At 66.6% G+C, this 26,515-nt stretch carries 26 protein-coding genes; 13 read left to right on the top strand and 13 right to left on the bottom strand.

Translation table 11 applies throughout. From position 1 onward, the window contains the following. Positions 1 to 9: 9 nt before the first annotated feature. The 3 genes from L1965_RS13890 to L1965_RS13880 form a co-directional block, all read right to left on the bottom strand. Positions 10 to 2,559, bottom strand: coding sequence for a penicillin-binding protein 1A (locus L1965_RS13890; RefSeq protein WP_235757049.1), 2,550 nt, complete (start codon positions 2,557 to 2,559; stop codon positions 10 to 12). A 97-nt stretch (positions 2,560 to 2,656) separates the two neighbouring features. Further along, positions 2,657 to 3,859 (bottom strand): N-acetylmuramoyl-L-alanine amidase, encoded by a 1,203-nt coding sequence (locus L1965_RS13885; RefSeq protein ID WP_235757048.1) that lies wholly within the window; start codon positions 3,857 to 3,859, stop codon positions 2,657 to 2,659. Next, complete coding sequence (locus L1965_RS13880) at positions 3,856 to 4,989, bottom strand: pyridoxal phosphate-dependent aminotransferase (protein WP_235757047.1); 1,134 nt, start codon at positions 4,987 to 4,989, stop codon at positions 3,856 to 3,858. Before L1965_RS13880 ends, L1965_RS13885 begins: the two co-directional genes overlap by 4 nt. 153 nt (positions 4,990 to 5,142) lie before the next feature. Between L1965_RS13880 and L1965_RS13875 the strand changes: the two genes are divergently transcribed. Next, entirely contained in the window at positions 5,143 to 5,895 is a 753-nt protein-coding gene (locus tag L1965_RS13875; RefSeq protein ID WP_235757046.1) for a DsbA family protein, read from the top strand. A 46-nt stretch (positions 5,896 to 5,941) separates the two neighbouring features. Here the strand turns inward: L1965_RS13875 and betA are convergent, their stop codons facing one another. The 3 genes from betA to betI are packed head-to-tail and all read right to left on the bottom strand — an operon-like array spanning position 5,942 to position 9,634. Next, positions 5,942 to 7,570, bottom strand: a complete 1,629-nt coding sequence (betA, locus tag L1965_RS13870) for a choline dehydrogenase (protein ID WP_235757045.1) — start codon at positions 7,568 to 7,570, stop codon at positions 5,942 to 5,944. A 40-nt stretch (positions 7,571 to 7,610) separates the two neighbouring features. Continuing rightward, positions 7,611 to 9,050, bottom strand: a complete 1,440-nt coding sequence (gene betB, locus L1965_RS13865; protein WP_235757113.1) for a betaine-aldehyde dehydrogenase — start codon at positions 9,048 to 9,050, stop codon at positions 7,611 to 7,613. A 17-nt stretch (positions 9,051 to 9,067) separates the two neighbouring features. Beyond that, positions 9,068 to 9,634, bottom strand: a complete 567-nt coding sequence (gene betI, locus L1965_RS13860; RefSeq protein ID WP_235757112.1) for a choline-binding transcriptional repressor BetI — start codon at positions 9,632 to 9,634, stop codon at positions 9,068 to 9,070. 87 nt (positions 9,635 to 9,721) lie between these two features. On the opposite strand from betI, the gene choX reads away from it, so the two are divergent. The 3 genes from choX (at position 9,722) to choV (ending at position 12,637) form a co-directional block, all read left to right on the top strand. Next, positions 9,722 to 10,663: a choline ABC transporter substrate-binding protein gene (gene choX, locus L1965_RS13855; protein ID WP_235757044.1), complete on the top strand. Its 942-nt coding sequence runs from the start codon at positions 9,722 to 9,724 to the stop codon at positions 10,661 to 10,663. Positions 10,664 to 10,772: 109 nt separating this feature from the next. Then, entirely contained in the window at positions 10,773 to 11,621 is an 849-nt protein-coding gene (gene choW, locus L1965_RS13850; protein ID WP_235757043.1) for a choline ABC transporter permease subunit, read from the top strand. Continuing rightward, positions 11,618 to 12,637, top strand: coding sequence for a choline ABC transporter ATP-binding protein (gene choV / locus L1965_RS13845; protein ID WP_235757042.1), 1,020 nt, complete (start codon positions 11,618 to 11,620; stop codon positions 12,635 to 12,637). Before choW ends, choV begins: the two co-directional genes overlap by 4 nt. A 31-nt stretch (positions 12,638 to 12,668) precedes the next feature. On the opposite strand, the gene L1965_RS13840 is transcribed toward choV, so the two are convergent. Next, on the bottom strand, positions 12,669 to 13,511 hold the full coding sequence (locus L1965_RS13840; protein WP_235757041.1) for an ABC transporter permease: 843 nt from the start codon (positions 13,509 to 13,511) through the stop codon (positions 12,669 to 12,671). A 121-nt stretch (positions 13,512 to 13,632) separates the two neighbouring features. Here L1965_RS13840 and L1965_RS13835 point away from each other — a divergent pair, with 121 nt between their 5' ends. The 3 genes from L1965_RS13835 to L1965_RS13825 all read left to right on the top strand — a co-directional run bounded on the left by L1965_RS13835 (position 13,633) and on the right by L1965_RS13825 (position 17,022). Then, on the top strand, positions 13,633 to 15,084 hold the full coding sequence (locus L1965_RS13835; protein WP_235757040.1) for a KpsE/RkpR family capsule polysaccharide export protein: 1,452 nt from the start codon (positions 13,633 to 13,635) through the stop codon (positions 15,082 to 15,084). Then, positions 15,081 to 15,749: an ABC transporter ATP-binding protein gene (locus tag L1965_RS13830; RefSeq protein WP_235757039.1), complete on the top strand. Its 669-nt coding sequence runs from the start codon at positions 15,081 to 15,083 to the stop codon at positions 15,747 to 15,749. The genes L1965_RS13835 and L1965_RS13830 overlap by 4 nt, the downstream gene beginning before the upstream one ends. 109 nt (positions 15,750 to 15,858) lie before the next feature. Beyond that, the gene (locus L1965_RS13825; protein ID WP_235757038.1) at positions 15,859 to 17,022 is read left to right on the top strand and encodes an NAD-dependent epimerase/dehydratase family protein; all 1,164 of its coding nucleotides are present in this window, start codon (positions 15,859 to 15,861) and stop codon (positions 17,020 to 17,022) included. A gap of 220 nt (positions 17,023 to 17,242) precedes the next feature. On the opposite strand, the gene L1965_RS13820 is transcribed toward L1965_RS13825, so the two are convergent. The 3 genes from L1965_RS13820 to L1965_RS13810 form a co-directional block, all read right to left on the bottom strand. Then, the gene (locus tag L1965_RS13820; RefSeq protein ID WP_235757037.1) at positions 17,243 to 18,085 is read right to left on the bottom strand and encodes an MBL fold metallo-hydrolase; all 843 of its coding nucleotides are present in this window, start codon (positions 18,083 to 18,085) and stop codon (positions 17,243 to 17,245) included. A gap of 108 nt (positions 18,086 to 18,193) precedes the next feature. Next, a complete protein-coding gene (locus tag L1965_RS13815; RefSeq protein WP_235757036.1) occupies positions 18,194 to 20,119 on the bottom strand; it encodes an acyl CoA:acetate/3-ketoacid CoA transferase in 1,926 nt (641 codons plus the stop codon). Positions 20,120 to 20,282: 163 nt separating this feature from the next. Beyond that, positions 20,283 to 20,675, bottom strand: coding sequence for a DUF2147 domain-containing protein (locus tag L1965_RS13810; protein ID WP_235757035.1), 393 nt, complete (start codon positions 20,673 to 20,675; stop codon positions 20,283 to 20,285). A gap of 138 nt (positions 20,676 to 20,813) precedes the next feature. Between L1965_RS13810 and hisA the strand changes: the two genes are divergently transcribed. From hisA to aat, 6 genes are all read left to right on the top strand, one after another. Then, the gene (hisA, locus tag L1965_RS13805; RefSeq protein WP_235757034.1) at positions 20,814 to 21,530 is read left to right on the top strand and encodes a 1-(5-phosphoribosyl)-5-[(5-phosphoribosylamino)methylideneamino]imidazole-4-carboxamide isomerase; all 717 of its coding nucleotides are present in this window, start codon (positions 20,814 to 20,816) and stop codon (positions 21,528 to 21,530) included. A gap of 104 nt (positions 21,531 to 21,634) precedes the next feature. Continuing rightward, positions 21,635 to 22,396, top strand: a complete 762-nt coding sequence (hisF, locus tag L1965_RS13800) for an imidazole glycerol phosphate synthase subunit HisF (RefSeq protein ID WP_235757033.1) — start codon at positions 21,635 to 21,637, stop codon at positions 22,394 to 22,396. After that, positions 22,393 to 22,704 carry a phosphoribosyl-ATP diphosphatase gene (locus L1965_RS13795; protein WP_235757032.1) on the top strand — a complete coding sequence of 104 codons (312 nt, stop codon included), beginning with the start codon at positions 22,393 to 22,395 and terminating at the stop codon, positions 22,702 to 22,704. The genes hisF and L1965_RS13795 overlap by 4 nt, the downstream gene beginning before the upstream one ends. A gap of 115 nt (positions 22,705 to 22,819) precedes the next feature. Next, on the top strand, positions 22,820 to 23,326 hold the full coding sequence (accB, locus tag L1965_RS13790) for an acetyl-CoA carboxylase biotin carboxyl carrier protein (protein WP_235757031.1): 507 nt from the start codon (positions 22,820 to 22,822) through the stop codon (positions 23,324 to 23,326). 7 nt (positions 23,327 to 23,333) lie between these two features. Beyond that, positions 23,334 to 24,680 carry an acetyl-CoA carboxylase biotin carboxylase subunit gene (gene accC / locus L1965_RS13785; protein ID WP_235757030.1) on the top strand — a complete coding sequence of 449 codons (1,347 nt, stop codon included), beginning with the start codon at positions 23,334 to 23,336 and terminating at the stop codon, positions 24,678 to 24,680. A gap of 10 nt (positions 24,681 to 24,690) precedes the next feature. After that, positions 24,691 to 25,320 carry a leucyl/phenylalanyl-tRNA--protein transferase gene (gene aat / locus L1965_RS13780; protein ID WP_235757029.1) on the top strand — a complete coding sequence of 210 codons (630 nt, stop codon included), beginning with the start codon at positions 24,691 to 24,693 and terminating at the stop codon, positions 25,318 to 25,320. Here the strand turns inward: aat and L1965_RS13775 are convergent. From L1965_RS13775 to L1965_RS13765, 3 genes are read right to left on the bottom strand one after another with little or no spacing between them, the layout of a single operon-like run. Continuing rightward, positions 25,287 to 25,643: a DUF2155 domain-containing protein gene (locus L1965_RS13775; protein ID WP_235757028.1), complete on the bottom strand. Its 357-nt coding sequence runs from the start codon at positions 25,641 to 25,643 to the stop codon at positions 25,287 to 25,289. The two genes, aat and L1965_RS13775, sit on opposite strands and share 34 nt — an antisense overlap. Continuing rightward, entirely contained in the window at positions 25,640 to 26,119 is a 480-nt protein-coding gene (mlaD, locus tag L1965_RS13770) for an outer membrane lipid asymmetry maintenance protein MlaD (protein WP_235757027.1), read from the bottom strand. The genes L1965_RS13775 and mlaD overlap by 4 nt, the downstream gene beginning before the upstream one ends. Beyond that, complete coding sequence (locus L1965_RS13765) at positions 26,120 to 26,494, bottom strand: NADH:ubiquinone oxidoreductase subunit NDUFA12 (RefSeq protein WP_235757026.1); 375 nt, start codon at positions 26,492 to 26,494, stop codon at positions 26,120 to 26,122. Positions 26,495 to 26,515: the final 21 nt, after the last annotated feature.

The following is a 26,515-nucleotide window of genomic DNA, read 5'->3' as shown; positions in this document are numbered from 1 at the left end:
CAGGCCGGCTCAGTACAATCCGCCCGACGACATGGTGCCGAAATCCGTCTTCTTGGGGATGACCTTGCGCTGACCGGTCGAGGTGGTGATCGAGGTGGCCTCGCGCGCCGAGGCTCCGGCCTGCCATGGCAGCACCACGTCGCCATCGCCGAAGCCCGAGACGATATAGGGCGAAAGCCAGTCGGGATCGGTGCCGTCACGGAAATACTCGGCGATGACGTTCGCGCCGCTGGCGTCGTCGGGCAGGCGCTGGCCGGTGACGCGATCGATCTTGACCCAGTGCCCGCCCGGCGGGACCTTGAACTCGGTGCCGCCGAATTCCCGCACCGCCTCGCGCATGAAGGCGTTGAAGACCGGCACGCACAGCGTGCCGCCATAGGCGTTCGACCCCAGCGTGCGCGGCTGGTCATAGCCCAGATAGCAGCCGGCGACGATGTTGCTGGAATAACCGATGAACCAGACATCCTTCGCGTCGTTGGTGGTGCCGGTCTTGCCGGCGATCGGCACCGGCAGGTCGACGCCCTTGCCCGAACCGCGCTGGACCACGCCCTCCATCATCGAGGTCAGCTGATAGGCGGTCACGGCATCCATCACGCGTTCGCGGTTGCTGTCGATCACCGGACCCTCGCCAGCCGGCAGGGCCTGCATGCCGCAGGTCTCGCAAACCCGCTTGTCGTGGCGATAGACGGTTCGCCCGCGCCGGTCCTGGACCCGGTCCACCAGGGTCGGCTCGACCCGCTCACCGCCATTGGCAAACATCGCATAGGCGGCCACCATCCGGAACAGCGTGGTTTCCTGAGCGCCGAGCGCGTTGGCCAGAAACGGCTGAAGCCGTCCATAGACCCCGAATTTCTCGGCATACCGGGCCACCGTGTCCATGCCGATATCCTGCGCGATGCGGATCGTCATCAGGTTGCGCGACTGCTCGATCCCGGTCCGCAGCGGCGTCGGACCGTAGTGACGGCCCGAGGCGTTCCTGGGCTCCCACAAGCCGTAGGGCGTATCGATGCGGATCGGCTCGTCCACGACAATGGTGGCGGGGGTATAGGCGTTGTCCAGCGCCGCGGCATAGACGAAGGGCTTGAAGCTGGACCCAGGCTGCCGCATGGCCTGCGTCGCGCGGTTGAAGACCGAGGACTGATAGCTGAACCCGCCCTGCATCGCCATCACACGCCCGGTATTCACGTCCATCGCCATGAACCCGCCCTGCACCTGCGGAACCTGCCGCAGGCTCCAGCGCATGAAGTCGTCGCTGCCATCGCGGGTCAGGGCGCGGACCAGGACCACATCGCCCACCGCGACCAGGTCGCCGGCGACCTGGGCCCTGGGCGCAAGCGATCCGTCCGCGCGCAGCTTGCGTGCCCATGTCACGTCCTGCGCCGGGACCCAGTGGCCGTCGGCATCCTCCTCGATGCCCTCGATGCCGATCCGTGCGTCGTTCGCCCCCAGTTCAAGCACGACCGCCGGATACCAGCCGGGAATGTCGCGCGGAACGCGGGTTTCGTAAAGCGCGCCGCGCCAGGCGGCCTCGTCCTTGCGCTGCTCGGATGCGATCGTCTCGCCCGTCCCGCGCCAGACGCCGCGGCCCCGGTCGTAATCCTCCAGCGCGACGCGCAGCGCGTTCGCGGCCGATTCCTGCAGCCGCGGCTCGACCGTGGCGCGGATCGTCAGACCGCCGCCAAAGAACTCCTCGTGGCCGAACTCGCGGCTCAGCTGGCGGCGGATCTCGTCGGTGAAGTAGTCGCGGGCCGGCATCTGGCTGTTGAAGGACGGATAATCTCCGTTCTGGACCGATTTCAGCGGCAGCCTGGCCTCGGCTTCGTAGGTCGCCCTCTCGAGATGGCCGTTCTGCCACATCTCGCGCAGGACATAGTTGCGCCGTTCGGTCACCCGTTCCTTGGCCCGCACCGGGTGATACCGCCCGGGCGCCTGAGGCATGGCTGCCAGCATCGCGGCCTCGTGCGGGGCCAGTTCCGCCAGGGACTTGTTGAAATAGGTCTGCCCGGCGGCGGCGACGCCAAAGCTGTTCTGGCCCAGGAAAATCTCGTTGAGATACAGCTCCAGGATCTGGTCCTTGGACAGCGTCCGCTCCAGCCGCGAGGCCAGGATCAGTTCCTTGACCTTGCGCTCGACGCTGCGGTCGCTGGACAAAAGGAAGTTCTTCATCACCTGCTGAGTGATGGTCGAGGCGCCGCGCATGGTCGCGCCGCCGGAACTGACCGCCTGATAGGCCGCGCCGAAGATGCCGCGCACGTCATAGCCGGGATGGGCGTAGAAATTCTTGTCCTCGGCGCTGATGAAGGCTTCCTTCACCAGGTCGGGAATTTCCTCGACCGGCACGAACAGGCGGCGTTCCTCGGCGAACTCGTCGATCAGCCGACCCTCGCCCGAATAGATCCGGCTGATGGTCTTGGGCGCGTATTGCGCCAGCGCCTCGTGGCTGGGCAGATCGCGCGAATAGACCCAGAAAATGCCCCCAAGCGTCAGCGCCGCGAAGAAGCCGGCCGTCACGACCCAGGAAAAGATCGCACCGAAGAATGACAGGATGCTGCGCAACACGTCCGAACGCCTTTCAATCACTTGCCCGTCTATAGCGGCCGGCCGGCCACGGGTCAAAACAACACTGGGTCATCACCGTGCCGCGCGCGCGGCCCGCTCAGCGCCGCAGCATCGCCGCGCGCACGGCATCGTCGCGCGCCCAGCCCGTGACCGCGTCGGCCACCACCTCGACCATCCGCGCGCGCCACGCCGGATCGGTCAGGTTGGCGCGGTCCGTCTCGTCCGAGATGAAGCCCAGTTCCAGCAGCGCCGAGGGCATGTCGGGCGATTTCAGCACCGAGAAAGCCGCGCCCTGCACCGGCCTGCCATGCATCCCGATCCCCATCAGCGCCATCCGCGAGGTCAGCCAGCGCGCAAAATTCTCCGATCTCGGCTGGGTGTCGGTGCGCGCGAAATCCATCAGCGTAGCGACCAGCATGTCGTCCTCGCCGGCCAGATCGATGCCGGCCAGCAGATCCGCGCGGTCATGCCGCAGCGCCAGTTGCTGCGCGGCGCGATCGTCCGAGGCCGGGTTCCACAAATAGACCGTCGCCCCCGCGGCCTGCCCCGAAGGCAGCGCATCGGCATGCAGCGACAGGAACAGCGCGGCGCCCGCGCGCCGGGCACGGGTCATCCGATCCTCGAGCGGGACGAAACTGTCATCCTCGCGGGTCATGGCGACGGTCACGCCGCGCGCCTCCAGCGCGGCGCGCAGTTGATGGGCGAAGGACAGGACCAGATGGGCCTCGGTTTCGCCCCCGGCCTGCGCGCCGGAATCGACCCCGCCATGCCCGGGGTCCAGCGCCACCACCAGCCCGTCCGGCCGGACGGCCGGCGGCAGATCGGCGGCGGCCGGCAGATCGCGCAACGCGGTCGCGGCGCTGGCCCGCGGGGCGAACGCGTCGGTGCTGACCGGCCGCAGCGCCACGGTGATCTCGGGCTGCGGCGCGGTCGTCCTTTGGCCCGCGCTTTCGACGCGATAGGGGCCGGGCAACTCGATGACCAGCCGCGACCAGCCGCGCTGATGGCGCCCCCAGCGGATCGCCGGCACAAGATCGGCCCCGAACAGGTCCTGAGCGCGCATGGCTGTCGGATCCACGCCCTTCAGATCGACGATCAACCGGATCGGATCGCCGACCAGAAAAACCCGATAGGGGACCGCCCGGGTCAGCGTCAGGTGCAGCTTCATCGGCGGCGGGCCACCCCAGCCGCGCCCGGTCGTCGTCAGCGCCGAGGCTCCCGGCACAAGCTGCGCCGTTTCCTGCGCCGCGACCGGAGCAAGCGAAACAAGCAGGGCAAGGATCAGCGCCAGATACCTCATCGCCGGTCCATGAATTCCTTCAGGCGCCGCAGACCTTCGGCGATGTCGCCGGTCGCGCGGGCATAGCTGAACCGCAGCGTGCGGGCGCCGCGGTCGGGATCGAAGTCCAGCCCCGGCGTGACCGCGACGCCCGCGCCCGCCAGGATCTCCTCGGCAAAGCGCAGCGAGTTGTCGGTCAGATCCGAGATGTCGGCATAGATGTAGAACGCCCCTTCCGGCGGCGCGATCCTGGTGAAGCCGGCCTTCGGCAGCTCCTCGAGCATCATGCTGCGATTCGCGGCATAGACGGCAAGATTGGCCTCGGCCTCGTCGATGCAGTCCAGCGCCGCCAGCGCGACCACCTGGCTGGCATGGGGCGGACAGATGAACATGTTCTGGGCCAGCCGCTCGACCGTGCGCAGATGGCGTTCGGGAACGACCATCCAGCCGACCCGCCAGCCCGTCATGGAAAAGTATTTGCTGAAAGAGTTTATGACGAAAACCTCATCCGTCACTTCAAGCGCGGAATGGCAGCGCTCGCCATAGGACAGGCCGTGATAGATCTCGTCCGAGATGACCGCCATGTCCCTTGCCGCCGCCGCATCGGTCAGCGCGCGCAGCTCGTCGCGGCGCAGCACCGTTCCCGACGGATTGCCGGGCGAGGCCAGGATCAGGCCCTGCGCGTCCGGCAGGTCCTGCGCGCGCGGCTGATAGCGATCCTCGGGGCGAGTCGGGATGCCGACCGGTTCCAGAGACATCGCCCGCAGGATCTGGCGATAGCTGGGATAGCCGGGAAAACCCATCGCGACGCGGTCCCCCGCATCGAACAGCGCCGAGAAGGCCAGGATGAAGGCGCCGCTGCTGCCCGGTGTGACCACCACCCGCGCCGGGTCCAGATCGATCCCGTACCAGCGGCGATACAGCCCCGCGATGCCTTGCCGCAGCCGCGGCAACCCCAGCGCGACCGTGTATCCGAGCGGCTGCGACAAGGCCCGTGCCAGCGCCGCCCTTGCGCGTTCCGGCGCCGGCGTGCCGGGTTGGCCGACCTCCATGTGGATGATGTGGCGGCCCTCGGCCTCGGCGCGGGCGGCGGCCTGCATGACGTCCATGACGATGAACGGATCGACCTGTCCGCGGACGGATTCTCGCATTGCTCGGGCCTCGATCATGGTTTTTTCTCGTCATAGCGCGCGACGCGTCCCGACTCTAGCCTTTTGCGGCTTTCACGCAGCCGTGTTGCGGGCTTTCTTGCCAAGCGGCGGCAGTCGGGCCAAGCTGCGCGCTACCCAGAGACGAGGACCTCGATGAAACGCCTGATCGCCGCACTGCTTCTGACCGCGACCCCGACCTTCGCGTTCGATATCTCGACCATGTCCCAGCAGGAAAAAGCCGATTTCGGAGAGGCGGTGCGCGAATACCTGATGGCCAACCCCGAGGTCCTGATCGAATCGATCAACGTGCTGGAAGAGCGCCGCGCGGCCGACGCGGCGATCAACGACAAGGAACTGGTCACGGCCAATCGCGAGGCGATCTTCGAGGACGGCCACAGCTGGATCGGCGGCAACCCGGACGGCGACCTGACGGTCGTGGAATTCATCGACTATCGCTGCGGGGTCTGCCGCCGCTTCAACGACGAAGTTCACGATCTGGTTCAGGATGATGGTAACATCCGCTTGATCCTGAAGGAATTTCCGATCCTTGGACAGGATAGCGAGGCCTCGTCCCGCTTTGCGATCGCGGTCAAGCAGATTGCCGGCGACGAAGCCTATATGAAGGCCCATGACGCGTTGATGGAGCTGCGCAGCGGGGCCACGATCGAGGCCCTGTCGAAGATCGCCGACCAGATCGGGGTCGAGGCCGACGCGGTGGTGAACACCATGAACACCGAGTCCGTCAGCGCCGTGCTGCGCGAGAACCGGCAATTGGCCGAGCGCATGGCGATCCAGGGAACGCCGACCTTCGTCATCGGTCAGGAGCTGCTGCGCGGCGTCCCGGCCGAGGGCCTGACGGCGGCCGTCGCGGGGCTGAGGCAGAACGGCGCCGCCGACGAAGGCTGAACCGGCCGGGCCGGCAACCGCGGGTCCGACCGGTCAGAATACGGTTTCACCCGGCATCCGCCAGCGCATCCGGGTCGGCCCTGGGCATCTGGACGCCCAGGATGTGATCGGCGGCCTTCTCACCGGTCATGATCGAGGGCGCATTCAGATTGCCGTTGGTGATGCGCGGAAAGACCGAGCTGTCGGCCACGCGCAGCCCGTCGACCCCGATCACCCGCAACTGCGGATCGACCACCGCCCAGGGATCTTCTGCGCGACCGATCCTGGCCGTGCCGCAGGGATGGTAGGCCGATTCCGCGTGCTCGCGAATGAACGCGTCGATCTGTTCGTCGCTTTGAATCGCGTCGCCCGGCTGGATCTCGTCGCCGCGATATTCGGCGAAAGCGGGCTGGCCGAAGATCTCGCGCGTCTTGCGGACGCAAGCCCGAAACTCTTTCCAGTCATCGGGATGCGACATGTAATTGAAGTGAATTCCGGGCGCCTCAACCGGGTCTGCCGAGGCCAGCCGAACGGTGCCGCGGGATTTTGACCGCATCGGCCCGACATGTGCCTGAAAGCCGTGGCCCTTGGCGGCCACCTTGCCGTCGTAGCGGACCGCCAGAGGCAGGAAATGATACTGGATGTCGGGATAATCGGCGGCGTCGCCGGAACGGATGAACCCGCAGCTTTCGAACTGGTTCGACGCGCCGAGCCCGGTCTTCTGCAGGATCCACTCGACCCCGACCCGACCTTTTCCCAGAAGGTTGTAGTAGGTGTACAGGCTGACCGGCTTCAGCGACTTGTACTGCATGTAGATCTCGAGGTGATCCTGCAGATTGGCGCCGACGCCGGGGCGATCGGCGCGAATTTCGATGCCATGCTCGCGCAGGTGATCGGCGGGGCCGATGCCGGACAGCATGAGCAGCTTGGGGGTGTTGATCGAACTGGCCGACAGGATCACCTCGCGCCCGGCCCGGACCTGCTCGATCCGGCCTTTCCGCTCGATCTCGACGCCGCAGGCGCGCTTCCCGTCGAACAGCACGCGCCGGGCCAGCCCCCGCAGCACGGTGAGCTTTCCGGATTTGCGGGCCGGGCGCAGATAGGCGTTGGCGGCCGACCAGCGGCGCCCTTTCCAGATGGTCGCCTCCATCGGTCCGAACCCTTCCTGATGCTGGCCGTTGTAATCGTCGTTGCGGGGCCAGCCGGCCTGATGCCCTGCCTCGATGAAGGCGTTGAACAGCGGGTTCTTGCGTTTGCCGCGGGTTATGTGCAGCGGGCCGTCCGCACCGCGCCAGGGCGAGGAGCCGCCATGCCAGCTTTCCATGCGCTTGAAATAGGGCAGCACATCGGCATAGCCCCAGCCGGTGGCGCCGGCATCCTGCCAGTGATCGAAATCCTTGCGGTTGCCCCGGACGAACACCATTCCGTTGATCGACGACGATCCGCCCAGGACCTTGCCCCGCGGCGTGGCCAGCCTGCGCCCGCCCAGATGGTCCTCGGGCAGGGTCGAGAATCCCCAGTCATAGCGCGGCATGTTCATCGGATAGCTGAGCGCGCCGGGCATCTGGATGAAGATCCCGATATCGCTGCCGCCATATTCGATCAGGGTGACCGTGCGCCCCGCCTCGGTCAGCCGATAGGCCAGCGCGCAGCCTGCGCTGCCGGCGCCGACGATGACATAGTCTGGCTGGGCCATGGAACCATAACCTCCTGTAGATGTGCGATTTCGGTCGGGATCAGTAGGGCGATTCGACGCCCGTCATGCCGACATAGACCGATTTCAGCTGCGAATAATGCTCGATCGCGGCGGCCGAGTTCTCGCGCCCGATGCCGGACAGCTTGACGCCGCCGAAGGGCATCTCGACCGGGGTCAGGTTGTAGGCGTTGATCCAGCAGGTTCCGGCCTGGACGCGGGCGGCGACGCGATGGGCGCGGGTCAGATCCCGGGTGAAGACGCCCGCCGCAAGACCGAACCCGGTGGCATTGGCGCGCCCCACGACCTCGTCCTCGTCATAGAAGGCCAGCGTGGTCATGACCGGGCCGAAGATCTCGTCGCGCGCGATGGTCATGTCGTCGGTCGCGTCGATGAAGACGGTCGGCGGGATGAACGCACCCTCGCCCGGTCCGCCGCACAGGATCCGCGCGCCCTCGGCCTGGCCCGCGGCGATCATCGCACGGATCTTGTCGGCCTGTGCCGGGCTGACGATCGGCCCGTGCTGGGTCGCGGGGTCCAGGGGATCGCCGATCCTCACATGCCGCACACGCTCGGCCAGCCGGTCGAGAAAGCCCTGGCGGATGCCCTCCTGCACGAAGACGCGGGTGCCGTTGGAACAGATCTGGCCCGCGGAATAGAAATTCGCCAGCACGGCGGCGCTGACCGCGTCTTCCAGATTGGCGTCATCAAAGACGATCAGCGGCGACTTTCCACCCAGTTCCATGGTGACATGGCGCATGAAGCTGGCGGCGGCGGCATAGACGCGCCGCCCGGTCGGGACCGAGCCGGTCAGCGACACCTTGGCGATGTTGGGATCGCCGACCAGCGACTCGCCGACCGCTCCGCGTCCCTGCACGACGTTGAAGACGCCGGCGGGCAACCCGGCTTCAAGTAGAATTTCCGCCAGTTTCAAGGCCCCTAGCGGGGTTTCCTCGGACGGCTTGAAGACCATCGCATTGCCCATGACCAGCGCCGGCGCGGCCTTCCAGCAGGCGATCTGGCTGGGATAGTTCCACGCCCCGATGCCCGCGCAGACCCCCAGCGGTTCACGCCGCGTATAGGCCCAGTCCTGCCCAAGCGGGATCATCTGCCCGGTGATCGTGGCCGCCAGCCCGCCAAAGAACTCCAGCGCCTGCGCGCCCGATTCCCAGTCCGCGACCAGCGTTTCCTGGATCGGCTTGCCGGTATCCAGCGTTTCCAGCCGGGCCAGCGCGGCATTGCGGTCGCGGATGATCGCCGCCGCGCGGTTCAGCACGCGGCCGCGTTCGACCGGCGCAAGCGCGGCCCATGCGGGCTGGGCCGCCGCCGCGACCGCGCAGGCCTGTGCGACCTGTTCGGGGCTGGCCTCGCGCAGGCTGGCGATTTCCTGGCCGGTATAGGGATAGCACACCGGCAGGGTGTCGCCCTGCCCTTCCACCGGGCGGCCGTCAATGAACAGGCTGGCGGCCGGCTGGGCGTTCAGGGTGGGGTCGGACCGGCTCATGCAAGCGCCTCCTCGAGATATTCGGTGATGATTTTCAGGCCGAGCGCGGCATCGGTCGGTCCCGGTGTCAGCACGGCCCGCAGATAGACCCCGTCGATCAGCGCACCCAGCGTCTGCGCCGTGCGCGCCGGATGACCGGTCAGCGGGCGCAGGGCCACGATCAGGTTGGAATGCAGCCGGCAATGATAGATGCGCAGCAGGCGTGCCGCCTGTTCGTTGGTCAGCGCCAGCGCATAAAAGTTGATCCAGGCGCTGATCACCTCGCGCTGGAAGTTCCGGGGCGCAAAGCTGGCGGTGACGATCGCGTCCAGCCGCCCGCGTGGACCCTTTCCGGGCAGCGCGTCATGGACCGATCTGCCGTATCCGGCCAGGATATGGCGCATCGCGGCCAGAAACATCTGGTCCTTGGAGCCGAAATAGTGATGGGCCAGCGCCGGCGACATGCCGGCGGACCGCGCGATCTGCGCAACCGTCACATCCAGCGAGCCGGCGCGCCCGACCTCTTGAATCGCCGCGTTGATCAGCGCGGCTTTTCGGATAGGCTCTGCACCAAGTTTCGGCATCATGGACCTGCTGTCGGAGTTTTCGGTTGCTTTCCGACTGTAACCGATCTTTAATTGACTGGTCAATCAATAACAGGGAGCCCGAAGATGACCCTTTCCCGCATCGCCGCCGCGCTGGCCATGACCACTGCGCTGACCGGCACCGCAACCTTCGCCGCCGAGCCCGACGAATGCCGCGAGGTGATCTTCTCGGATGTCGGCTGGACCGACATCACCGCCACCACCGCGCTGGCCTCGACCGTGTTGGAGGCGCTGGGTTACCAGACCGAGACCAAGATCCTGTCGGTGCCGGTGACCTATACCGCCATGTCCACCGACGATGTGGACATCTTTCTGGGCAACTGGATGCCGACGATGCAGGCCGACATCGCCCCCTATTCCGAATCGGGAACCGTCGATACCGTCCGCACCAACCTGACGGGCGCGAAATACACGCTGGCCACGAACAAGGCGGGCGCGGATCTTGGCATCGACGATTTCGCAAGGATCGCCGAGCACAAGGACGCCCTGGGCGGCAAGATCTACGGGATCGAGCCGGGCAATGACGGCAACCGGCTGCTGCTCGAGATGGTCGCCAACGACATGTTCGGACTGGGCACGTTCGAGGTCGTGGAATCCAGCGAACAGGGCATGCTGGCGCAGGTCCAGCGCGCTGGCGACACGACGCCGGTGGTGTTTCTCGGCTGGGAGCCGCATCCGATGAACGCCCAGTTCGAGATGACCTATCTGGCCGGCGGCGACGACGTGTTCGGGCCCGATCTGGGCGGCGCCGAGGTGCGCACCAACACCCGCCATGGCTATGTCGAGCAATGCCCGAATGTCGGCCAGTTCCTGCAGAACCTCGAATTCACCCTGGCGATGGAAAACGAGGTGATGGCCAGGATCCTGAATGATGGTCAGAACCCGGCGCAGGCCGCCAGGGCCTGGCTGAAGGACAATCCGGACGCCGCCACGCCCTGGCTGGACGGCGTGACGACGGTCGATGGCAACGATGCCCAGGCCGCCCTGGCAGACGCGCTGAACGGCTGAAACACGTGGCCCGCGTGATCACGTCGCGCGTGGCCGCCGTCGGAACCGCTGGATCGCGTGCCGCGCCCGCCCGGGCCCGGCGCGCGACATCGCAAGGAGGGAATGACGCATGGAGCCGCTGACAGCGCTGGTGACCGACAACAAGATCCCCGTCGGCCAGACCGCGAAGGCCATCTTCGACTGGTTGAACACGAATGCCGCCTGGCTGTTCAATGGCATCTCGGCGGGCATGGAGTGGCTGATCGACAGGATCCTCGCGGCGCTGGAATTTCCGCACCCGTTCCTGTTCATCGCGCTGGCCGTGGCGCTGACCTGGGCCTTGCAGCGCAACTGGCGGACCTGCCTGCTGGTGGCCGCCGGGCTGCTGTTCATCCTCAACCAGGGATACTGGGACGAGACCCTTCAATCGCTGACGCTGGTGCTGGCTGCCTGCATCGTCTGCATGGCGATCGGCGTGCCCATCGGCATCGCGGCGGCGCACCGGCCAAGGCTTTACGCCTGGATGCGTCCGGTCCTCGATCTGATGCAGACGCTGCCGACCTTCGTCTATCTGATCCCGGCGATCGTGTTCTTCGGCATCGGCATGGTGCCGGGCCTGCTGGCCACCGTGATCTTCGTGCTGCCCGCGCCGATTCGCCTGACGCAGCTTGGCATCGCGTCCACCCCCGCCGCGCTGGTCGAGGCCGCGCGCGCCTTTGGCGCGACCGGACGCCAGCTTCTGTGGAAGGTCGAACTGCCAAGCGCCCTGCCCCAGATCATGGCCGGGCTGAACCAGACGATCATGCTGTCGCTGTCGATGGTGGTCATCGCGGCACTGGTCGGGGCCTCGGGGCTGGGCGTGCCGGTCGTCCGCGCGCTGAACAGCGTGAACACCGCGCTTGGTTTCGAATCGGGGATCGTGATCGTCGTGGTCGCCATCCTTCTTGACCGGATGCTGCGCATGGAGGGACGGAAATGACCGAGGCACACCCCAACGCGGTCGAATTCGACCGGGTCTGCATCGTCTTCGGCGATCACCCCGAAGCCGCCCTGCCGCTGATGGACGAGGGGCTGGAGCGTGGCCCGATCAAGGCCGAGACCGGCCAGGTGCTTGGCGTGCATGATTGCAGCGTGGACGTGAAGCAGGGCGAGATCCTGGTGCTGATGGGATTGTCCGGATCGGGCAAGTCCACCCTGCTGCGCGCGGTGAATGCGCTGAACGATGTCTGCCGCGGCGAGGTGCGCGTCTGGGACGGCGCGCAGATGGTGTCGGTCACGGCCGCCGGGCGGCGCGCGCTGCGCGACATCAGGCTGCGCCATGTCGCGATGGTGTTCCAGCAGTTCGGGCTGCTGCCATGGCGCACCGTGCGCGAGAATGTCGGGCTGGGGCTTGAACTGGCGGGGCTTTCGGCCAGGGAACGCAAGGACAAGGTCGACCGGCAGCTTGACACGGTCGGCCTGTCGGAATGGGCCGACCGCAAGGTCGGAGAGTTGTCGGGCGGCATGCAGCAGCGCGTGGGGCTGGCCCGTGCCTTCGCGACCGAAGCACCGATCCTGCTGATGGACGAACCCTTCAGCGCGCTGGACCCGCTGATTCGCGCCCGTCTTCAGGACGAGTTGCTGGAACTGCAGCAGCGGACCCAGCGAACCATCATCTTCGTCAGCCACGATCTGGACGAAGCCTTCAAGCTGGGCAACCGGATCGCGCTGATGGAGGGTGGCCGGATCGTCCAGATCGGCACCGCGCGCGAGATCATCGCCAATCCGGTCAACGACTATGTGGCCGATTTCGTGGCCCACATGAACCCGCTTGGCGTGTTGACCGCGTCCGATGTGGCGCATCCGGGCGAGGCGCAGGGTGAGCCCGTGCCGCGCGACATGCCGGTGCGCGATGTGATGGGCATGCTTGCCGGCACCGACGCATTGCCGGTCGAGGGCGGCGGCGTGATCACCCGCGACGGGGTGCTGGCGCGGCTGCTCGACCCGCGCGGCTGAGCACCGCAGGATCGGCTGAGGCACCGGCGCCTCAGCTGTTCAGCAGGTCGCGGTGATATCGATGCAGCAGCGCCAGTCCGATCGCGAACAACCCCAGACCAACGGCAAAGACATAGATCTGCGATACATAGTCGCCCGCATAGGACGGGAAGAAGGCCTTCCGCATCTGGCCGACGATGTGGATCAGCGGGTTGTACCACAGATAGCTGCGATACGGCTCGGGCACGTCGTCGAAGATGAAGAAGATGCACGAGACGATGAAAAGCGGCCGCGTCAGAATGGCCCAGAAGGACTGCCACCAGGGAAAGGCCGCGAACAGGAAGCAGTTGACCACCCCCACGCCCGAGGCCAGCACCAGCATCATCGCGAAACCCTGAACGATCTCCAGGATCTGCGGATCGGTGCGGGTCTCCTGCATCATCAGGATGCCCGTGAAGACCAGATACGCGACCAGCACCTGCGTCACCGTGTTGATGAAGATGCGCGCGATCAGCGCATCCGCGAAGGTCACCGCAGGATAGGCCAGCAACGACTTGGAATAGCGGATCGCCTGCGCGGACTTGCCCGAAATGCTCATATAGGCAACGAACGGCACCACGCCGGTCGCATAGAAGATCGCGAAATTCGTGCCGATCGGCGGGGTCCGGAACCCCAGAGAGAAGATCATCGTCAGCAGGACGATGCCGCCGACCGGCTCGGCGATCGCCCAGAAATAGCCGCCGGCCGACCGCCCATAGGTGGTCGACATTTCGCGCAGGACCAGCGCCCCGATGGTTCGCAGACTGGCAAAGCTGCGCTGCTTGTGCACCGGACGCAGCGTCGGCGAAGACGGGTCGCGGCCGCGCCGCAGGCTGGGAAGTGGAATCTGGGACATCGTCTCAGGCCTGTCGCCTTACGCTGGTCGCGATCCGATCGGGGATCGACGCTGGAACTGTGCCGGGTGTTTATGTATGAGACGCAGCGACAGATCAACAGACAGGCCGGAGCCCCAGCGCATGTCCGCCCAGAACCCGAACGCGAAGACCGGCCCCCACGACGATCCCGACACGGCAGCCGATGATGGCGCGACACAGCCGACCGAGCCCGCCGCACCCGCTCCTGAAAAGGACCCGGAAGATCTTGAGCTGATGAGGCGGCGCAAGCGGCAGATGCGTCGGATCGCCCTCGCCAAGGCGCGCGAGGCAGCGCCCGACGCCAGGGCTGACGCGGCGGACGACGCGACCCGGCCCGAACCCGCAGCGACCCCGGGCGCCGGCAGGCGCGCGCGCGGTCCGGGCAAGGCGGGCAGGCCCGCAGGCCGCCGCCTGCCGCGCCAGCAGGCGGTGCCGCCCCCGGCGCGTCGCGCGCGGATCGGGCTTCGCCATGTCGGCGTGCTGCTGAGCTTCCTGCTGATGGTCGCAGCACCCGTGGCGGCCAGCGGCTGGTATCTCTACACGCGCGCGGTCGATCAGTATTCCTCGGCACTGGGATTTTCGGTTCGCAGCGAATCCGGACCGACCTCGTCGGAACTGCTTGGCGGGCTGACCTCTCTGGTGGGCATGACCAGCAGTTCCAGCAGCGACACCGACATCCTCTACAAGTTCATCCAGAGCCGCGATCTGGTCGAGCGGGTGAACGAACGGCTGGATCTGGCCGCGATCTGGTCGAAGGCGCCCGACGACCCGATCTTTCGCTACGATGGCACGGGATCGCTCGAGGACCTGAAGTCCGAATGGGAACGCAAGGTCAGCGTCTATTACGACGACGGCATGATCGACCTGCACGTGCTGGCCTTCGATCCGGTCGATGCCCAGAGCATCGCGCAGGCGGTCTTTGATGAAAGCACGCTGCTGATCAACCAGTTGAACGACATCGCCCGCGAGGACGCGCTGCGCTATTCGCGCACCGAACTGGACGAGGCGCTGGCGCGGCTGAAGGAAGCTCGCCGGGCGATCACCGAATTCCGCAATCGCCACCAGCTTGTCGATCCGATCGCGGATGTGCAGGGCCAGGTCGGCGTCGTGTCCTCGTTGCAGCAGCAACTGGCCGAACAGCTTGTCGCGCTGGGGCTGTTGCAGGCCAATGCCCAGCCCAACGACCCGCGGATCGAACAGACGCAATTGCGGATCGACGTCATCCGCGACCAGATCCAGGCCGAGCGGCAGAAATTCGGCTCGGAGACCGCCACCGGCGAGTTGCTGTCCGAACTGGTCGGCCAGTACGAAACGCTGTCGGTCGATCGCGAGTTCGCCGAACGCACCTATACCGCGGCGCTGGCCGGCTTCGACACGGCCCGCGCCGAGGCGGCGCGCCAGTCCCGCTATCTGGCCGCCTATGTCAAGCCGACCCTGGCGCAAGAGGCCGAATATCCGGAACGCGCCAAGCTGATGCTGATCATCGGCGGTTTCCTTCTGGTGATCTGGGTGATCGGCGTCCTGATCTTCTACAGTCTGCGCGACCGGCGATGATCCGTCTCGAGAACCTGACCAAGATCTACAAGCTGAACGGCATGACGAAAATGGTCGCCGACAACATCACGGCGGACTTTCCGACCGGCGTGTCGGTCGGGCTGCTGGGACGGAACGGGGCGGGCAAGTCCTCGCTGCTGCGGATGATCTCGGGGGCGATGCTGCCGACTTCGGGACGGATCCTCTCGACCGGCACGATCAGCTGGCCGGTCGGTTTCTCGGGGTCGTTCAACGGCGAATTGACGGGCGAGCAGAACTGCCGCTTCGTCGCCCGCGTCTATGGCGTCGACACGGGGGAAATGCGCGATTTCGTCGAGGATTTCGCCGAGCTTGGCGACCATTTCTATCTGCCGTTCCGGACCTATTCTTCGGGGATGCGGGCAAGGCTGGCCTTTGGCGTGTCCATGGCGGTGCCGTTTGACACCTATCTGGTCGATGAGGTCTCGGCGGTCGGAGACGCGTCCTTCAAGGCCAAGTCGAAGCGGGTCTTCAACGCGCGCATGGCGACATCCGGGGCGCTTGTGGTGTCCCATTCGCTGGCGACGCTGCGCGGCATCTGCGACGCCGGGGCGGTACTCGAACATGGCAGGCTGAGCTATTACCACGATCTCGAGGACGCGATCGACGCGCATATGGCGAACATGGAGCGGGCCGCGGCCGGTTGAGCGCGCGCGTCATTGCGACAGATTCATGTCGGCCAAGTTGCACGCTATGGCGGGTCCGGCGCGCGCGTTCTAAGAAGCGGGCGCAAGGAACGCTTACGAAGGCATTCTCATGAAGATCATCATTCTGGGTGGAGACGGCTTCTGCGGCTGGCCCACCGCCCTGCATCTGTCGGCACGCGGACATGACGTCATCATCGTGGACAACCTGTCGCGTCGCAAGATCGACGTCGAACTGGAGGTGGACAGCCTGACCCCGATCCGGCCTCTGGGCGAACGCGTGCGGGCCTGGCGGCAACTGACCGGTCGCTCCATCCGCGTCGAGAAATTCACCATTGGCAAGCACTACCACCGTCTGTTGACGCTGTTTCAGCAGGAACGGCCCGACGCCGTGATCCATTTCGCCGAACAGCGGGCCGCGCCCTATTCGATGAAATCCAGCTGGCACAAGCGTTACACGGTCAACAACAACCTGAACGCGACCAATGACGTGCTGGCCGCGATCGTCGAAAGCGGCCAGGACATCCACCTGATGCATCTTGGCACGATGGGCGTCTATGGCTACGGCACGGCGGGCATGAAGATCCCCGAGGGCTATCTGCAGGTCACGGTCGAGACCGCGCAGGGACCCCACCGGCAGGAGATCCTCTATCCGGCCAACCCTGGCAGCATCTACCACATGACCAAGACGCAGGATCAGCTGTTCTTCGCCTATTACAACAAGAATGACGGCGTGCGGATCACCGACCTGCATCAGGGCATCGTCTGGGGCACCCAGACCGAGGAGACCCGCCTGGACGAGCGCCTCATCAACCGTTTCGACTATGACGGCGATTACGGGACCGTCCTGAACCGGTTCCTGATGCAGGCGGCGGTCCGGTATCCGCTGACGGTGCATGGCACGGGCGGTCAGACCCGCGCCTTCATCCACATCCAGGACACCTGCCGCTGCATCGAGCTTGCCCTGGCGAACCCGCCCGCAAGGGGCGACCGTGTCAACATCCTGAACCAGATGACCGAAACCCATCGCGTCCGCGATCTGGCGCAGATGATCGCGACGCAGACCGGGGTGGAGGTGGCGTTCCTTCAGAACCCGCGCAACGAGGCCGACGAGAACGACCTTCACGTCGTCAACGACCGCTTCCTGGGGCTGGGGCTGGAGCCGATCAAGCTGGAGGACGGGCTGCTGACCGAGGTGCAGGAGATCGCGCGCAAATACGCCGATCGCTGCGACCGTGAAAAGATCCCCTGCCTCTCGCAGTGGCGCAGCGCCTGACGCTCGCCGCGCCCCGGATGCCAGGCCAGTTCGCGCTTGGCCCGGTTCGCGCAACAGGGTGTCGGTCGCACGCCCGCGCGACATGCGGGGTCGTCGCGCATCCCTGACGCCTGGCGAGGCCGCTGGACAGGCGGCGCGCCGAGAAAACCGGCAGAGGCCGGTCCGGTTCGACCCGCGAGAGATCAAGCCCCGGGCCCGGGACGGCCGAAGCCCGCGGCCCTCACTCGGCCAGCGGTTGCGGGTCCAGCACGATCACCGTTGGTTGCCGGGGCAGGCTGGACAGCGACAGGGTGATCTGGCTGGTGCCTGCCCGCTGGATGACGAAATCCTCGGCCATGCCGGTCAGGAACATCTCCAGCCGCGATGGCCCGAACCAGTGCATCGGGATGACCACCGCGCTGCGCAGCCGCGCGACGACGCGCATCATCGCCCGCAGGTCCATCGTATAGCTGCCATCGACGGGCACCATCAGCACGTCGATCCGACCCAGCGCCGCATACTGGGCGTCGTTCAGTTCCTGATGCAGATGGCCAAGATGCGCCACGCACAGATTGGCCAGTTCGAACACGAAGATCGAATTGCCGTCTTCCTCGACGGTCCCCCAGCTGCGGATGTCGCTGGTGACGTTGCGAATCAGCACGTCGTCGAGTTCCAGATGGTGGTCGGCGGCGATGCCGAACTGATCCTCGGACCATCCCCGCAGCACATGTCCGATCCCCTCGACGCGGTCGGTCCAGTGCGATGAATGGGCACGGTTCATCGTGACAATGTCGGGCCGGAAGCCGGCCGGCCCAAGATTGCCATTGTAATCGGTGACGATCGAAACCCCCGTCTCGCTGCGGATCAGGAACATCGAATGGCCGATATAGTGGATGCGCAGCGCACCGGAGGGCGCCGGCTCGGTCCACGAGGCATGGTGCAGATACGTGATCCCCGGCGCGGCGTCCGCGATCGCGATGCAGTGGCTCATCCGGCGCCCCTGCTGCGCGTCGGCCGGCGTTGCCAGCAGCAGCGACAGGCCGCAGCAGGCAAGGACGGCGGCAATGGTGGTCCTGATCGTCATGGCCTGGCTCCCTCTGGGCATGACGCCAGCATAGCCCAGACCCGGCGGATCGCCCAAAAGCCATGGCCGCCGTCCCGCCTCACTTGCGCGTGAAAACGCCCGGGAACGCTATTCGCCAAGCAGGGCCGCCTGCGCGGCCTCCTCGCTGTCATAGATGGTCGGCCGTCGCCTTGCCTCCAGCGTCTCGCCCAGGCGGCGGCGCAGGAAGGCCGAGGTCGAATAGCGCGTGACCCTGTCATAGAGCCGGTCTTCCAGATCGCCGACCATGTCGGCCCAGTCATGGGCAAGCCGATCCTCGATCCGTGTCAGGTCGTAATTCACCACCACGTTCACCCGCCGCCCCAGCCCGGCCAGCGCCGACTCGACCGCCTGTTTCACCGCCGCGATATCGGCAGCCTCGCGGATCGCCATGCGCGACAGGTTGATGAACAGGATGTCCTTCAGGGGGTCGAAATGGATGCGGCGCGACAGCGGAATGTCCAGCATCTCGTCGCGCAGCCCCATCGGCGCATCGGAAAAGATCCGCGGGTCCATCGTGGCGGGCCGGTCCATCAGCGGCGTGAAGTCCATCAGCGGCAGGATGTCCCGGTCCGGATCGATGCCCGGCGCGATCTCGGTCAGGCGCAGCCCGTCCGTGTCCAGTTCGAACACGCAGCGTTCGGTCACGAAGATGACCGGGCGGCGCATCCGCCGGGCGCGCGGCCCGCTGAACGTCACCTGCTGGACCGCGTCCGTGAACTTGCGCGCCCGGCCCTCGGTCCGGATCGACAGACGTCCGTCGGCGATCGCGACATCAAGACCGTCCGCCAAGAATGTTCCGGCAAAGACCAGCTTGCCGGCGTTCTGGCTGATATTGATGAAGCCGCCGGCCCCGGACAGACGCGCGCCGAAGCGGCTGACATTCACATTGCCGTGCCGATCCGTCTCGGCCATGCCCAGGCAGGCCATGTCCAGCCCGCCGCCATCATAGAAATCGAACTGCTGGTTCTGGGCGATGATCGCATCGGTGTTGATCGCGGCCCCGAAATCCAGCCCCGACGCGGGCTGTCCGCCGATCACGCCCGGCTCGGCGGTCAGGGTCACATGGTGCAGAAGGCCTTCTTCGGCCGCGACGGAAGCCACCCCCTCGGGCATGCCGATGCCCAGGTTGACGGTCCCGCCGATCGGCAGTTCCATCGCGCAGCGACGCGCGATCACCTTGCGGATCTCCAGCGGCAGCGGGGCGTCGGCGCCTTGCGGGGCGCGGTAGCGGCCGGTGAAGTAGCGGTTGTACTGGCTGGCATAGGTCTGCGGATGCAGCTCGGCCGGCGCTTCGACCACGGCATCGACCAGCACGCCCGGAATGACCACATCGCGCGCGCACAGGCTGCCGCCCGCCACGATCTGATCGACCTGGACGATCACCACGCCGCCGGAATTCCGCACCGCCATCGCCTGCGCCAGGTTGTCGAGGATCAGCGCCTCGCGTTCCATCGTGATGTTGCCGCGCTCGTCAGCGGTCGAGCCGCGCAGCAGCGCCACATGGATGGGCATCGCGTGATAGAACAGCTGCTCCTCGCCGCCGAGCGTGACCAGTTCGACCAGATCCTCGCTGGCGGCGGGGCTGACGCGTCCCCCGCCCTGCCGCGGATCGACAAAGGTCTCCAGCCCGACATGGGTCAGCGTGCCGGGCTTGCCGGCGGCGATGTCGCGGAACAGATGGCTGATGACGCCCTGCGGAAAGTTCCAGCCCTCGATCTCGCCCTTGACCGCGCGGGCGCCAAGCGCCGGGATCAGGCCCCAGTGGCCGCCGATCACGCGCCGGACCAGTCCCGGCGCGCAGAGCCGGTCAAGACCACGCCCCTTGCCGTCGCCCTGCCCGGCCGCAAAGACCAAAGTCAGGTCGCGCGGCTCGCCGGTTTCGGCAAAATGGTCGGCCAGCGCCTTCAGCAGGCAATCGGGAACGCCAGCCCCCACGAACCCCGAGGTGGTGATCGTGTCGCCACTGTGGATCAATGCGGCGGCGTCGCGCGGCAAGACGACCTTGTTCGGCATGGCGACAATCCTGTTCAGGGGCGGGCTGGCGAAAGACTAGCGCCCATCCCGCCCGGTGCAAGCCATCCGGTCCTGGCCCGCGGCATGGCGCCCCGGCAGGTCCGGGCCGTCAACGGCACAGCGCCTCCGGCCTGGCCGGACGGCGACCGGTCCGGATGCCCCGCTAGCGGATGCGCGCCCAGGTCTGGCTCTTGCACAGAAGCCCGCCGGCGACGCAGCCCGACAGGCTCATCCGGTCGCCCGCCACGCTGGCCTTGCCCTGATAGATCTTGTCGTTGGCCGGCCGCCAGACCTTGCCCACGTATTTGCCATCCCCTTGCGGCACCATGTCGATGACGATCTGGCGTCCGAGATTTGGCGACGCGTATTCCGCCTTGTCCTTGAAGCTGCGGTCGATCGTGCCGCAGAATGCGCCACCGCACGGGGCGATGGTCACATAGGCGAAGGCGCCCTCGTCGGGCTGCGTCTGCCAGACTCCCTCGATCGGATCGGCGCCAGCGGCGGTGGCGGTGGCGGCGGCCACAAGAATGGCGGCGACGGCGGCTATCTTCTTCATGCTCGGCTCCTCCTCGGCATCTTCGGGAAGTTTGCGGCGCGGGATGGCGCTCATGCAAGCCTGACGTGAGGTCGCGCCCTTCCCCTCGGTCGCCGAAGATGGCAGACCGGGCGCGAACAAACGACCGCGAGAACGACGATGATCCTTTACCCCGCCATCGACCTCAAGGACGGCAACTGCGTCCGCCTGCTTCGCGGCGACATGGAGGCGGCGACCGTCTTTGGCAGCGATCCGGCCGCGCAGGCCCGCGCGTTCCAGGATGCCGGCGCCGAATGGCTGCACCTGGTCGATCTGAATGGCGCCTTCGAGGGACGCCCGGTGAACGCGGACGCGGTCGAGGCGATCCTTCGGTCGATCACGATCCCCGCCCAGCTTGGCGGCGGGATCCGCGACATGGCGACGATCGAAAGCTGGCTGGACCGCGGTCTGACCCGGGTGATCCTGGGCACCGTCGCGGTCGAGGACCCCGATCTTGTCCGCGAGGCGTCGGACGCGTTTCCGGGCCGCATCGCGGTCGGCATCGACGCACGGGGCGGCCGGGTCGCGACCCGCGGCTGGGCGACTGCGACGAATCTTTCGGCCACCGACCTGGCGGGGCGCTTCGAGGATGCCGGGGTCGCGGCAATCATCTACACCGACATCGACCGCGACGGCGCCATGCAGGGGCCGAATATCGCGGCGACCGAGGCGCTGGCCCGCACGGTCAATATCCCGGTCATCGCCTCGGGCGGCGTTTCCTCGATGGACGACCTCAAGGCGCTGGCTCGGACCCGCGTCATCGCGGGCGCCATCTCGGGCCGGGCGCTGTATGATGGCGCGCTGGATCTGACCCAGGCGCTGGCGGCGCTGCGCTGAACCAGGGCGGCGCGGGATGCGCGCGGTTGCTGCGCAGAAAAGGCCAGGCCCGGCGCGGCAAGCCCCCCCTTCCCCGCCGCCGCAAGCCACGCTAGAAGCGGGCGATGCTGAAGACCCGGATCATTCCCTGCCTGGATGTCGCCGATGGCCGCGTGGTCAAGGGCGTGAATTTCGTGGACCTGATCGACGCCGGCGATCCCGTCGCGGCGGCGCGCGCCTATGACGCCGCCGGCGCCGACGAGATCTGCTTTCTCGACATCCACGCCACCCACGAGAATCGGGGCACGATGTTCGACCTGGTGACCCGCACCGCCGAACAATGCTTCGTGCCGCTGACGGTCGGGGGCGGGGTGCGCAGCCACAACGATGTGCGCGACCTGCTGCTGGCCGGCGCGGACAAGGTCAGCTTCAACTCGGCCGCGGTCGCCGATCCCGCTGTGGTCGCCGAGGCCGCCGACCGGTTCGGCAGCCAGTGCATCGTGGTGGCCATCGACGCCAAGACCGTCGCCGGCGGAGGCTGGGAAATCTTCACCCATGGCGGGCGCAAGCCGACCGGCATCGACGCGCTGGAATTCGCCCTCACCGTCGAGGCCAGGGGCGCGGGCGAGATCCTCTTGACCAGCATGGACCGCGACGGCACCCGGGCGGGATTCAACCTGCCGCTGACCCGCGCGATCGCCGACGCGGTCGGCATCCCGGTGATCGCCTCGGGCGGGGTCGGCACGCTGGACCACCTGGTCGAGGGCGTGACCGAAGGCCATGCCAGCGCGGTTCTGGCGGCCTCCATCTTTCATTTCGGCACCTTCACCATCGCCGAGGCCAAGGCCCACATGGCCCGGGCCGGCATTCCGATGCGGCTGACATGAGCGCGCTGACCCGCCTTTCCGCGACCATCGCCGCCCGCAAGGCCGCCGATCCCGACAGCAGCTGGACCGCGAAGCTGCTGGCCAGCGGACCTGAGAAATGCGCCGAAAAATTCGGCGAAGAGGCCGTCGAGGCGATCATCGAGGCGGTCAGGGGCGACCGCGAGCGGCTGACCGGCGAGGCGGCGGACGTGATCTACCACCTGATGGTCATGCTGGCCGCAAGGGACCTTACGCTGGACGATGTCGAGGCAGAGCTGTCGCGGCGCGAGGGGATCTCGGGGATCGCGGAAAAGGCGGCGCGAAACTAGGCATGCGTGCTTGCGATGGTGCGAAACCCTTCCCCTGGACCGCTTTCCGGGGATATAAGCGTCCGAACCGCCCGGAATGCGACAAATGCGGGACCAGAACACGGCAGAGGATGGCATGAGCAACGATTCGACAAACGGCAAGCATCACGAGGGCGACGTGGCCTTCATCCAGTCGCTGGCCGAGCTGCTGAACGCAAGCGAGCTGAGCGAGATTTCGGTCAAGCGGGAATACGGCGAGCATGACCGGCTGACGATCAGCCTCTCCAAGCACGGCAAGCAGATATCCTATGCCCCAGCGCCGGCACCCGCGCCCGCGGCCCCCGTGTCGGCTCCGGCCGCTGAATCCGGCGCCGCACCGTCATCGGGGCACGAGGACCCGGCGCGCCTGCCCGGTGCGGTGACCTCGCCCATGGTCGGCACCGCCTATCTGTCGGCCGAACCCGGCTCTGCGCCCTTCGTCCAGATCGGCCAGTCCGTCGCCGAGGGCGAGACACTGATGATCGTCGAGGCAATGAAGACCATGAACCACATCCCCGCGCCGCGCGCGGGCACCGTCAAGCGGATCCTGATCGATGATGGCAGCCCGGTCGAATTCGGCGCCCCCCTCATGGTCGTCGAGTGAGGACCGGATGTTCGACAAGATCCTGATCGCCAACCGGGGCGAGATCGCCCTGCGCGTGATTCGCGCCTGCCGCGAAATGGGCATCGCATCGGTCGCGGTCCATTCCACCGCCGACGCCGATGCCATGCATGTCCGCATGGCCGACGAATCGGTTTGTATCGGTCCGGCGCCATCTTCGGCCAGCTACCTGTCGATGCCCGCGATCATCTCGGCTTGCGAGATCACCGGGGCACAGGCGATCCATCCAGGCTACGGCTTCCTGTCCGAGAATGCCGGATTCGTGCAGATGCTGGAAGACCACGGCATCACCTTCATCGGTCCGCGTGCCGAACATATCCGCATCATGGGCGACAAGATCACCGCCAAGGACACCATGAAGGCACTTGGCGTGCCCTGCGTGCCCGGCAGCGAGGGTGGCGTCGATGACGTGAACGCGGCCAAGAGCGTCGCGGCAGAGATCGGCTATCCGGTCATCATCAAGGCAACCGCTGGCGGCGGCGGGCGCGGCATGAAGGTGGCAGCGGACGAAAAGGGCATCGAGGTCGCCTTCAGGACCGCCCGCGCCGAGGCCAAGGCGGCCTTCGGCAACCCGGACGTCTATATCGAGAAATATCTGCAAAGACCCCGCCACATCGAGATCCAGGTCTTCGGCGACGGCAAGGGACGCGCCGTTCATCTGGGCGAGCGCGACTGCTCGCTGCAGCGGCGCCACCAGAAAGTCCTGGAAGAAGCCCCCGGCCCCGCCATAACGCCCGAGCAGCGCGCCGAGATCGGGGCGATCTGCGCCGACGCGGTCGGCAAGATCGCCTATGCCGGCGCCGGCACCATCGAGTTCCTGTTCGAGGATGGCGAGTTCTATTTCATAGAGATGAACACCCGGCTTCAGGTCGAACATCCGGTGACCGAGGCGATCTTCGATGTCGACCTGGTGCGCCAGCAGATCCTGGTCGCCGCCGGCGAAGAGATGGAGTTCCGGCAAGAGGACCTGTCGATCCGCGGTCATGCCATCGAGGTCCGCATCAACGCCGAGAAGGTCCCGGGCTTCACCCCCTGCCCCGGCAGGATCAGCCAGTATCATGCGCCTGGCGGACTTGGGGTGCGGATCGATTCCGCGCTTTATCAGGGCTACTCGATCCCGCCCTATTACGACAGCCTGATCGGCAAGCTGATCGTGCATGGCCGCGACCGGCGCGAGGCGCTTGCCCGGCTGGACCGGGCGCTGGGGGAACTGATCGTGGACGGCGTCGATACCACCGTGCCGCTGTTCCGCGCGCTGCTGGCCGAGCCCGATATCCGGAACGGAAACTACTCCATTCACTGGCTGGAACGCTGGCTGGAAAAGAAGTTCCACTGAGCAGGCGACCATGCTGACCCCCGCGCAATTGCTGTCCGCTTATGCGCAGGGGTTCTTCCCCATGGCCGAAACCGCGGATGATCCGCGCCTCTCCTGGTTCGACCCGCCGTTGCGAGGCATCGTGCCGGTGGGCGGCGTGCATGCCTCGCGTTCGCTGCTGCGCGATCTGCGAAGGGGCGGGTGGTCCGCACATCTCGATGGCGATTTCGACGCGATCGTCGCAGCCTGTGCGGATCGGGACGTGACCTGGATCAACGCGACGCTGGCGCGGCTCTACCGTGACCTGCACGACGCCGGCCACGCCCATGCGCTTGAGATCCGTCACGAGGGCGGCTTCGCGGGGGGGATTTTCGGCGTCACCCTGGGCGCTGCCTTCTTCGGCGAGTCCATGGTTTCGGCGCGCACGAACGGCTCGAAGATGGCGCTGCTGTGGACATCCAGCCATCTGGCGCGCTGCGGTTTCAGCCTTTTCGACACGCAGTTCCTGACCCCTCATCTTTCACGGATGGGCGGCGTCGAGATCTCGCGAACGGCCTATCGACGGCGGTTGCGGGCCGCCCTGGCGAAAGAGGCGGATTTCGGGGGCGCGGCCCTTCTGTCGGCCGATCAGCTCTGGCAGGAAATCACCCAGACATCGTAGCGCGCATCATCCAGCGACGACAGCGCCGGAGAGCTGGCGATCATCCAGCCACTGAACAGCATCACGTTCTGCGACAGATCGGTGATCGTGAGCTGCGCGTAGGCATCCGAACTGGGATCGCTTGCCGGGTATCGGCATTCGCCCAGGCGCACCTCAAGCCGTCCGTAACGCACGGCCGCGCCAACCTGCATCTGCAGATCGGTGGTGCGCCCCGATACCTTGTCCAGTCCGCGCAGCAGGGCGCCGCTTGCCCGCGCGACGTCCTGCGCCGAGGCCGCCGGTCCGGCCGTCAGCGCGGCCACGATCGCCAGCAAGCGGATCATCGCGCGGCCCCGTCGTCCGACGACTGGCTGTCGACGAATTTCATCATCAGCTGGATCAGGCTGACCGCGCCCTGTACATCCTCGATCTCGTCGCCGGGGCCAAGATTCTCCATGCTTCCGCCCGGCTGGATCTGGATATAGGACCCGCCAAGAAGCCCGTCCGACTGAATGATCGCGGCGCTGTCTGCCGGCAGGACGATCCTTTCGGGGATGCTGATCCGGGCATCGGCCATGTAGGTCTGCGGATTGAGACTGACGCCCGAGACACGCCCGATCTTGACGCCAGCCAGCCGAACCTCTGTGCCGACCTCGATGCCATCGACATCGGGAAAGGAAGCGGCCAGCTCGTAGCCGCGCTGGTGCATCAGATCACCTCCCGCAGCCCATGCCAGAAAGCCGGAAGCGACCGCCAGCACCACGGCGCCGGCGATCAGCTCGGCGCGCTGTTCCGCCCGATGCTCGGCCTGGGCGGTCATCTATTCAGGCTGCCACGCATCGTAATCGCGCCGGGTGGCGGGCTCTGCCCGGTACAGCGAACCCTCGGGATGGTAGGCGCCGGACGTGCCGGTCAGGTTCGGAACATGCGGCTTTTCCCAGGCCCTGTGGATCAGCGGCACCTCGGTCGGCGTCTCGTTCCAGGTGTGGTGCAGCCAGCCATGCCATTCGGGGGTGACGCGACTCGCCTCGGATTCGCCGTTATAGATAACCCAGCGGCGCGAGCCATCCTTGTTCTGGTAGAACAGGTTTCCCTGCTCGTCCTCACCGACCTTCGTGCCGTTCCGCCAGGTCCAGAACTGTGTATTGAGCGTCTGGCTGTTCCACCAGGTCAGGGCACGAAGCAGAAACGACATGGGTGCGAACCTCATCCTTCA

Origin of the sequence: Paracoccus salsus, assembly GCF_021556615.1 — a bacterium.
GTDB classification, from domain to species: Bacteria; Pseudomonadota; Alphaproteobacteria; order Rhodobacterales; family Rhodobacteraceae; genus Paracoccus; species Paracoccus salsus.
This window is presented reverse-complemented; position numbering and strand designations above follow the sequence as displayed.

Excerpts from the sequence above, each read along its gene's own strand:
- L1965_RS13825 (WP_235757038.1), top strand. The coding sequence starts at position 15,859 with ATGAAGATCATCATTCTGGGTGGAGACGGCTTCTGCGGCTGGCCCACC.
- choV (WP_235757042.1), top strand. The coding sequence starts at position 11,618 with ATGACCGAGGCACACCCCAACGCGGTCGAATTCGACCGGGTCTGCATC.
- L1965_RS13795 (WP_235757032.1), top strand. The coding sequence starts at position 22,393 with ATGAGCGCGCTGACCCGCCTTTCCGCGACCATCGCCGCCCGCAAGGCC.
- aat (WP_235757029.1), top strand. The coding sequence starts at position 24,691 with ATGCTGACCCCCGCGCAATTGCTGTCCGCTTATGCGCAGGGGTTCTTC.
- L1965_RS13835 (WP_235757040.1), top strand. The coding sequence starts at position 13,633 with ATGTCCGCCCAGAACCCGAACGCGAAGACCGGCCCCCACGACGATCCC.
- accC (WP_235757030.1), top strand. The coding sequence starts at position 23,334 with ATGTTCGACAAGATCCTGATCGCCAACCGGGGCGAGATCGCCCTGCGC.
- hisF (WP_235757033.1), top strand. The coding sequence starts at position 21,635 with ATGCTGAAGACCCGGATCATTCCCTGCCTGGATGTCGCCGATGGCCGC.
- accB (WP_235757031.1), top strand. The coding sequence starts at position 22,820 with ATGAGCAACGATTCGACAAACGGCAAGCATCACGAGGGCGACGTGGCC.
- choX (WP_235757044.1), top strand. The coding sequence starts at position 9,722 with ATGACCCTTTCCCGCATCGCCGCCGCGCTGGCCATGACCACTGCGCTG.
- L1965_RS13815 (WP_235757036.1), bottom strand. The coding sequence starts at position 20,119 with ATGCCGAACAAGGTCGTCTTGCCGCGCGACGCCGCCGCATTGATCCAC.
- L1965_RS13885 (WP_235757048.1), bottom strand. The coding sequence starts at position 3,859 with ATGAGGTATCTGGCGCTGATCCTTGCCCTGCTTGTTTCGCTTGCTCCG.
- betI (WP_235757112.1), bottom strand. The coding sequence starts at position 9,634 with ATGCCGAAACTTGGTGCAGAGCCTATCCGAAAAGCCGCGCTGATCAAC.
- L1965_RS13765 (WP_235757026.1), bottom strand. The coding sequence starts at position 26,494 with ATGTCGTTTCTGCTTCGTGCCCTGACCTGGTGGAACAGCCAGACGCTC.
- L1965_RS13875 (WP_235757046.1), top strand. The coding sequence starts at position 5,143 with ATGAAACGCCTGATCGCCGCACTGCTTCTGACCGCGACCCCGACCTTC.
- L1965_RS13820 (WP_235757037.1), bottom strand. The coding sequence starts at position 18,085 with ATGACGATCAGGACCACCATTGCCGCCGTCCTTGCCTGCTGCGGCCTG.
- hisA (WP_235757034.1), top strand. The coding sequence starts at position 20,814 with ATGATCCTTTACCCCGCCATCGACCTCAAGGACGGCAACTGCGTCCGC.
- betA (WP_235757045.1), bottom strand. The coding sequence starts at position 7,570 with ATGGCCCAGCCAGACTATGTCATCGTCGGCGCCGGCAGCGCAGGCTGC.
- L1965_RS13830 (WP_235757039.1), top strand. The coding sequence starts at position 15,081 with ATGATCCGTCTCGAGAACCTGACCAAGATCTACAAGCTGAACGGCATG.
- L1965_RS13840 (WP_235757041.1), bottom strand. The coding sequence starts at position 13,511 with ATGTCCCAGATTCCACTTCCCAGCCTGCGGCGCGGCCGCGACCCGTCT.
- choW (WP_235757043.1), top strand. The coding sequence starts at position 10,773 with ATGGAGCCGCTGACAGCGCTGGTGACCGACAACAAGATCCCCGTCGGC.
- L1965_RS13810 (WP_235757035.1), bottom strand. The coding sequence starts at position 20,675 with ATGAAGAAGATAGCCGCCGTCGCCGCCATTCTTGTGGCCGCCGCCACC.
- L1965_RS13880 (WP_235757047.1), bottom strand. The coding sequence starts at position 4,989 with ATGCGAGAATCCGTCCGCGGACAGGTCGATCCGTTCATCGTCATGGAC.
- L1965_RS13775 (WP_235757028.1), bottom strand. The coding sequence starts at position 25,643 with ATGATCCGCTTGCTGGCGATCGTGGCCGCGCTGACGGCCGGACCGGCG.
- mlaD (WP_235757027.1), bottom strand. The coding sequence starts at position 26,119 with ATGACCGCCCAGGCCGAGCATCGGGCGGAACAGCGCGCCGAGCTGATC.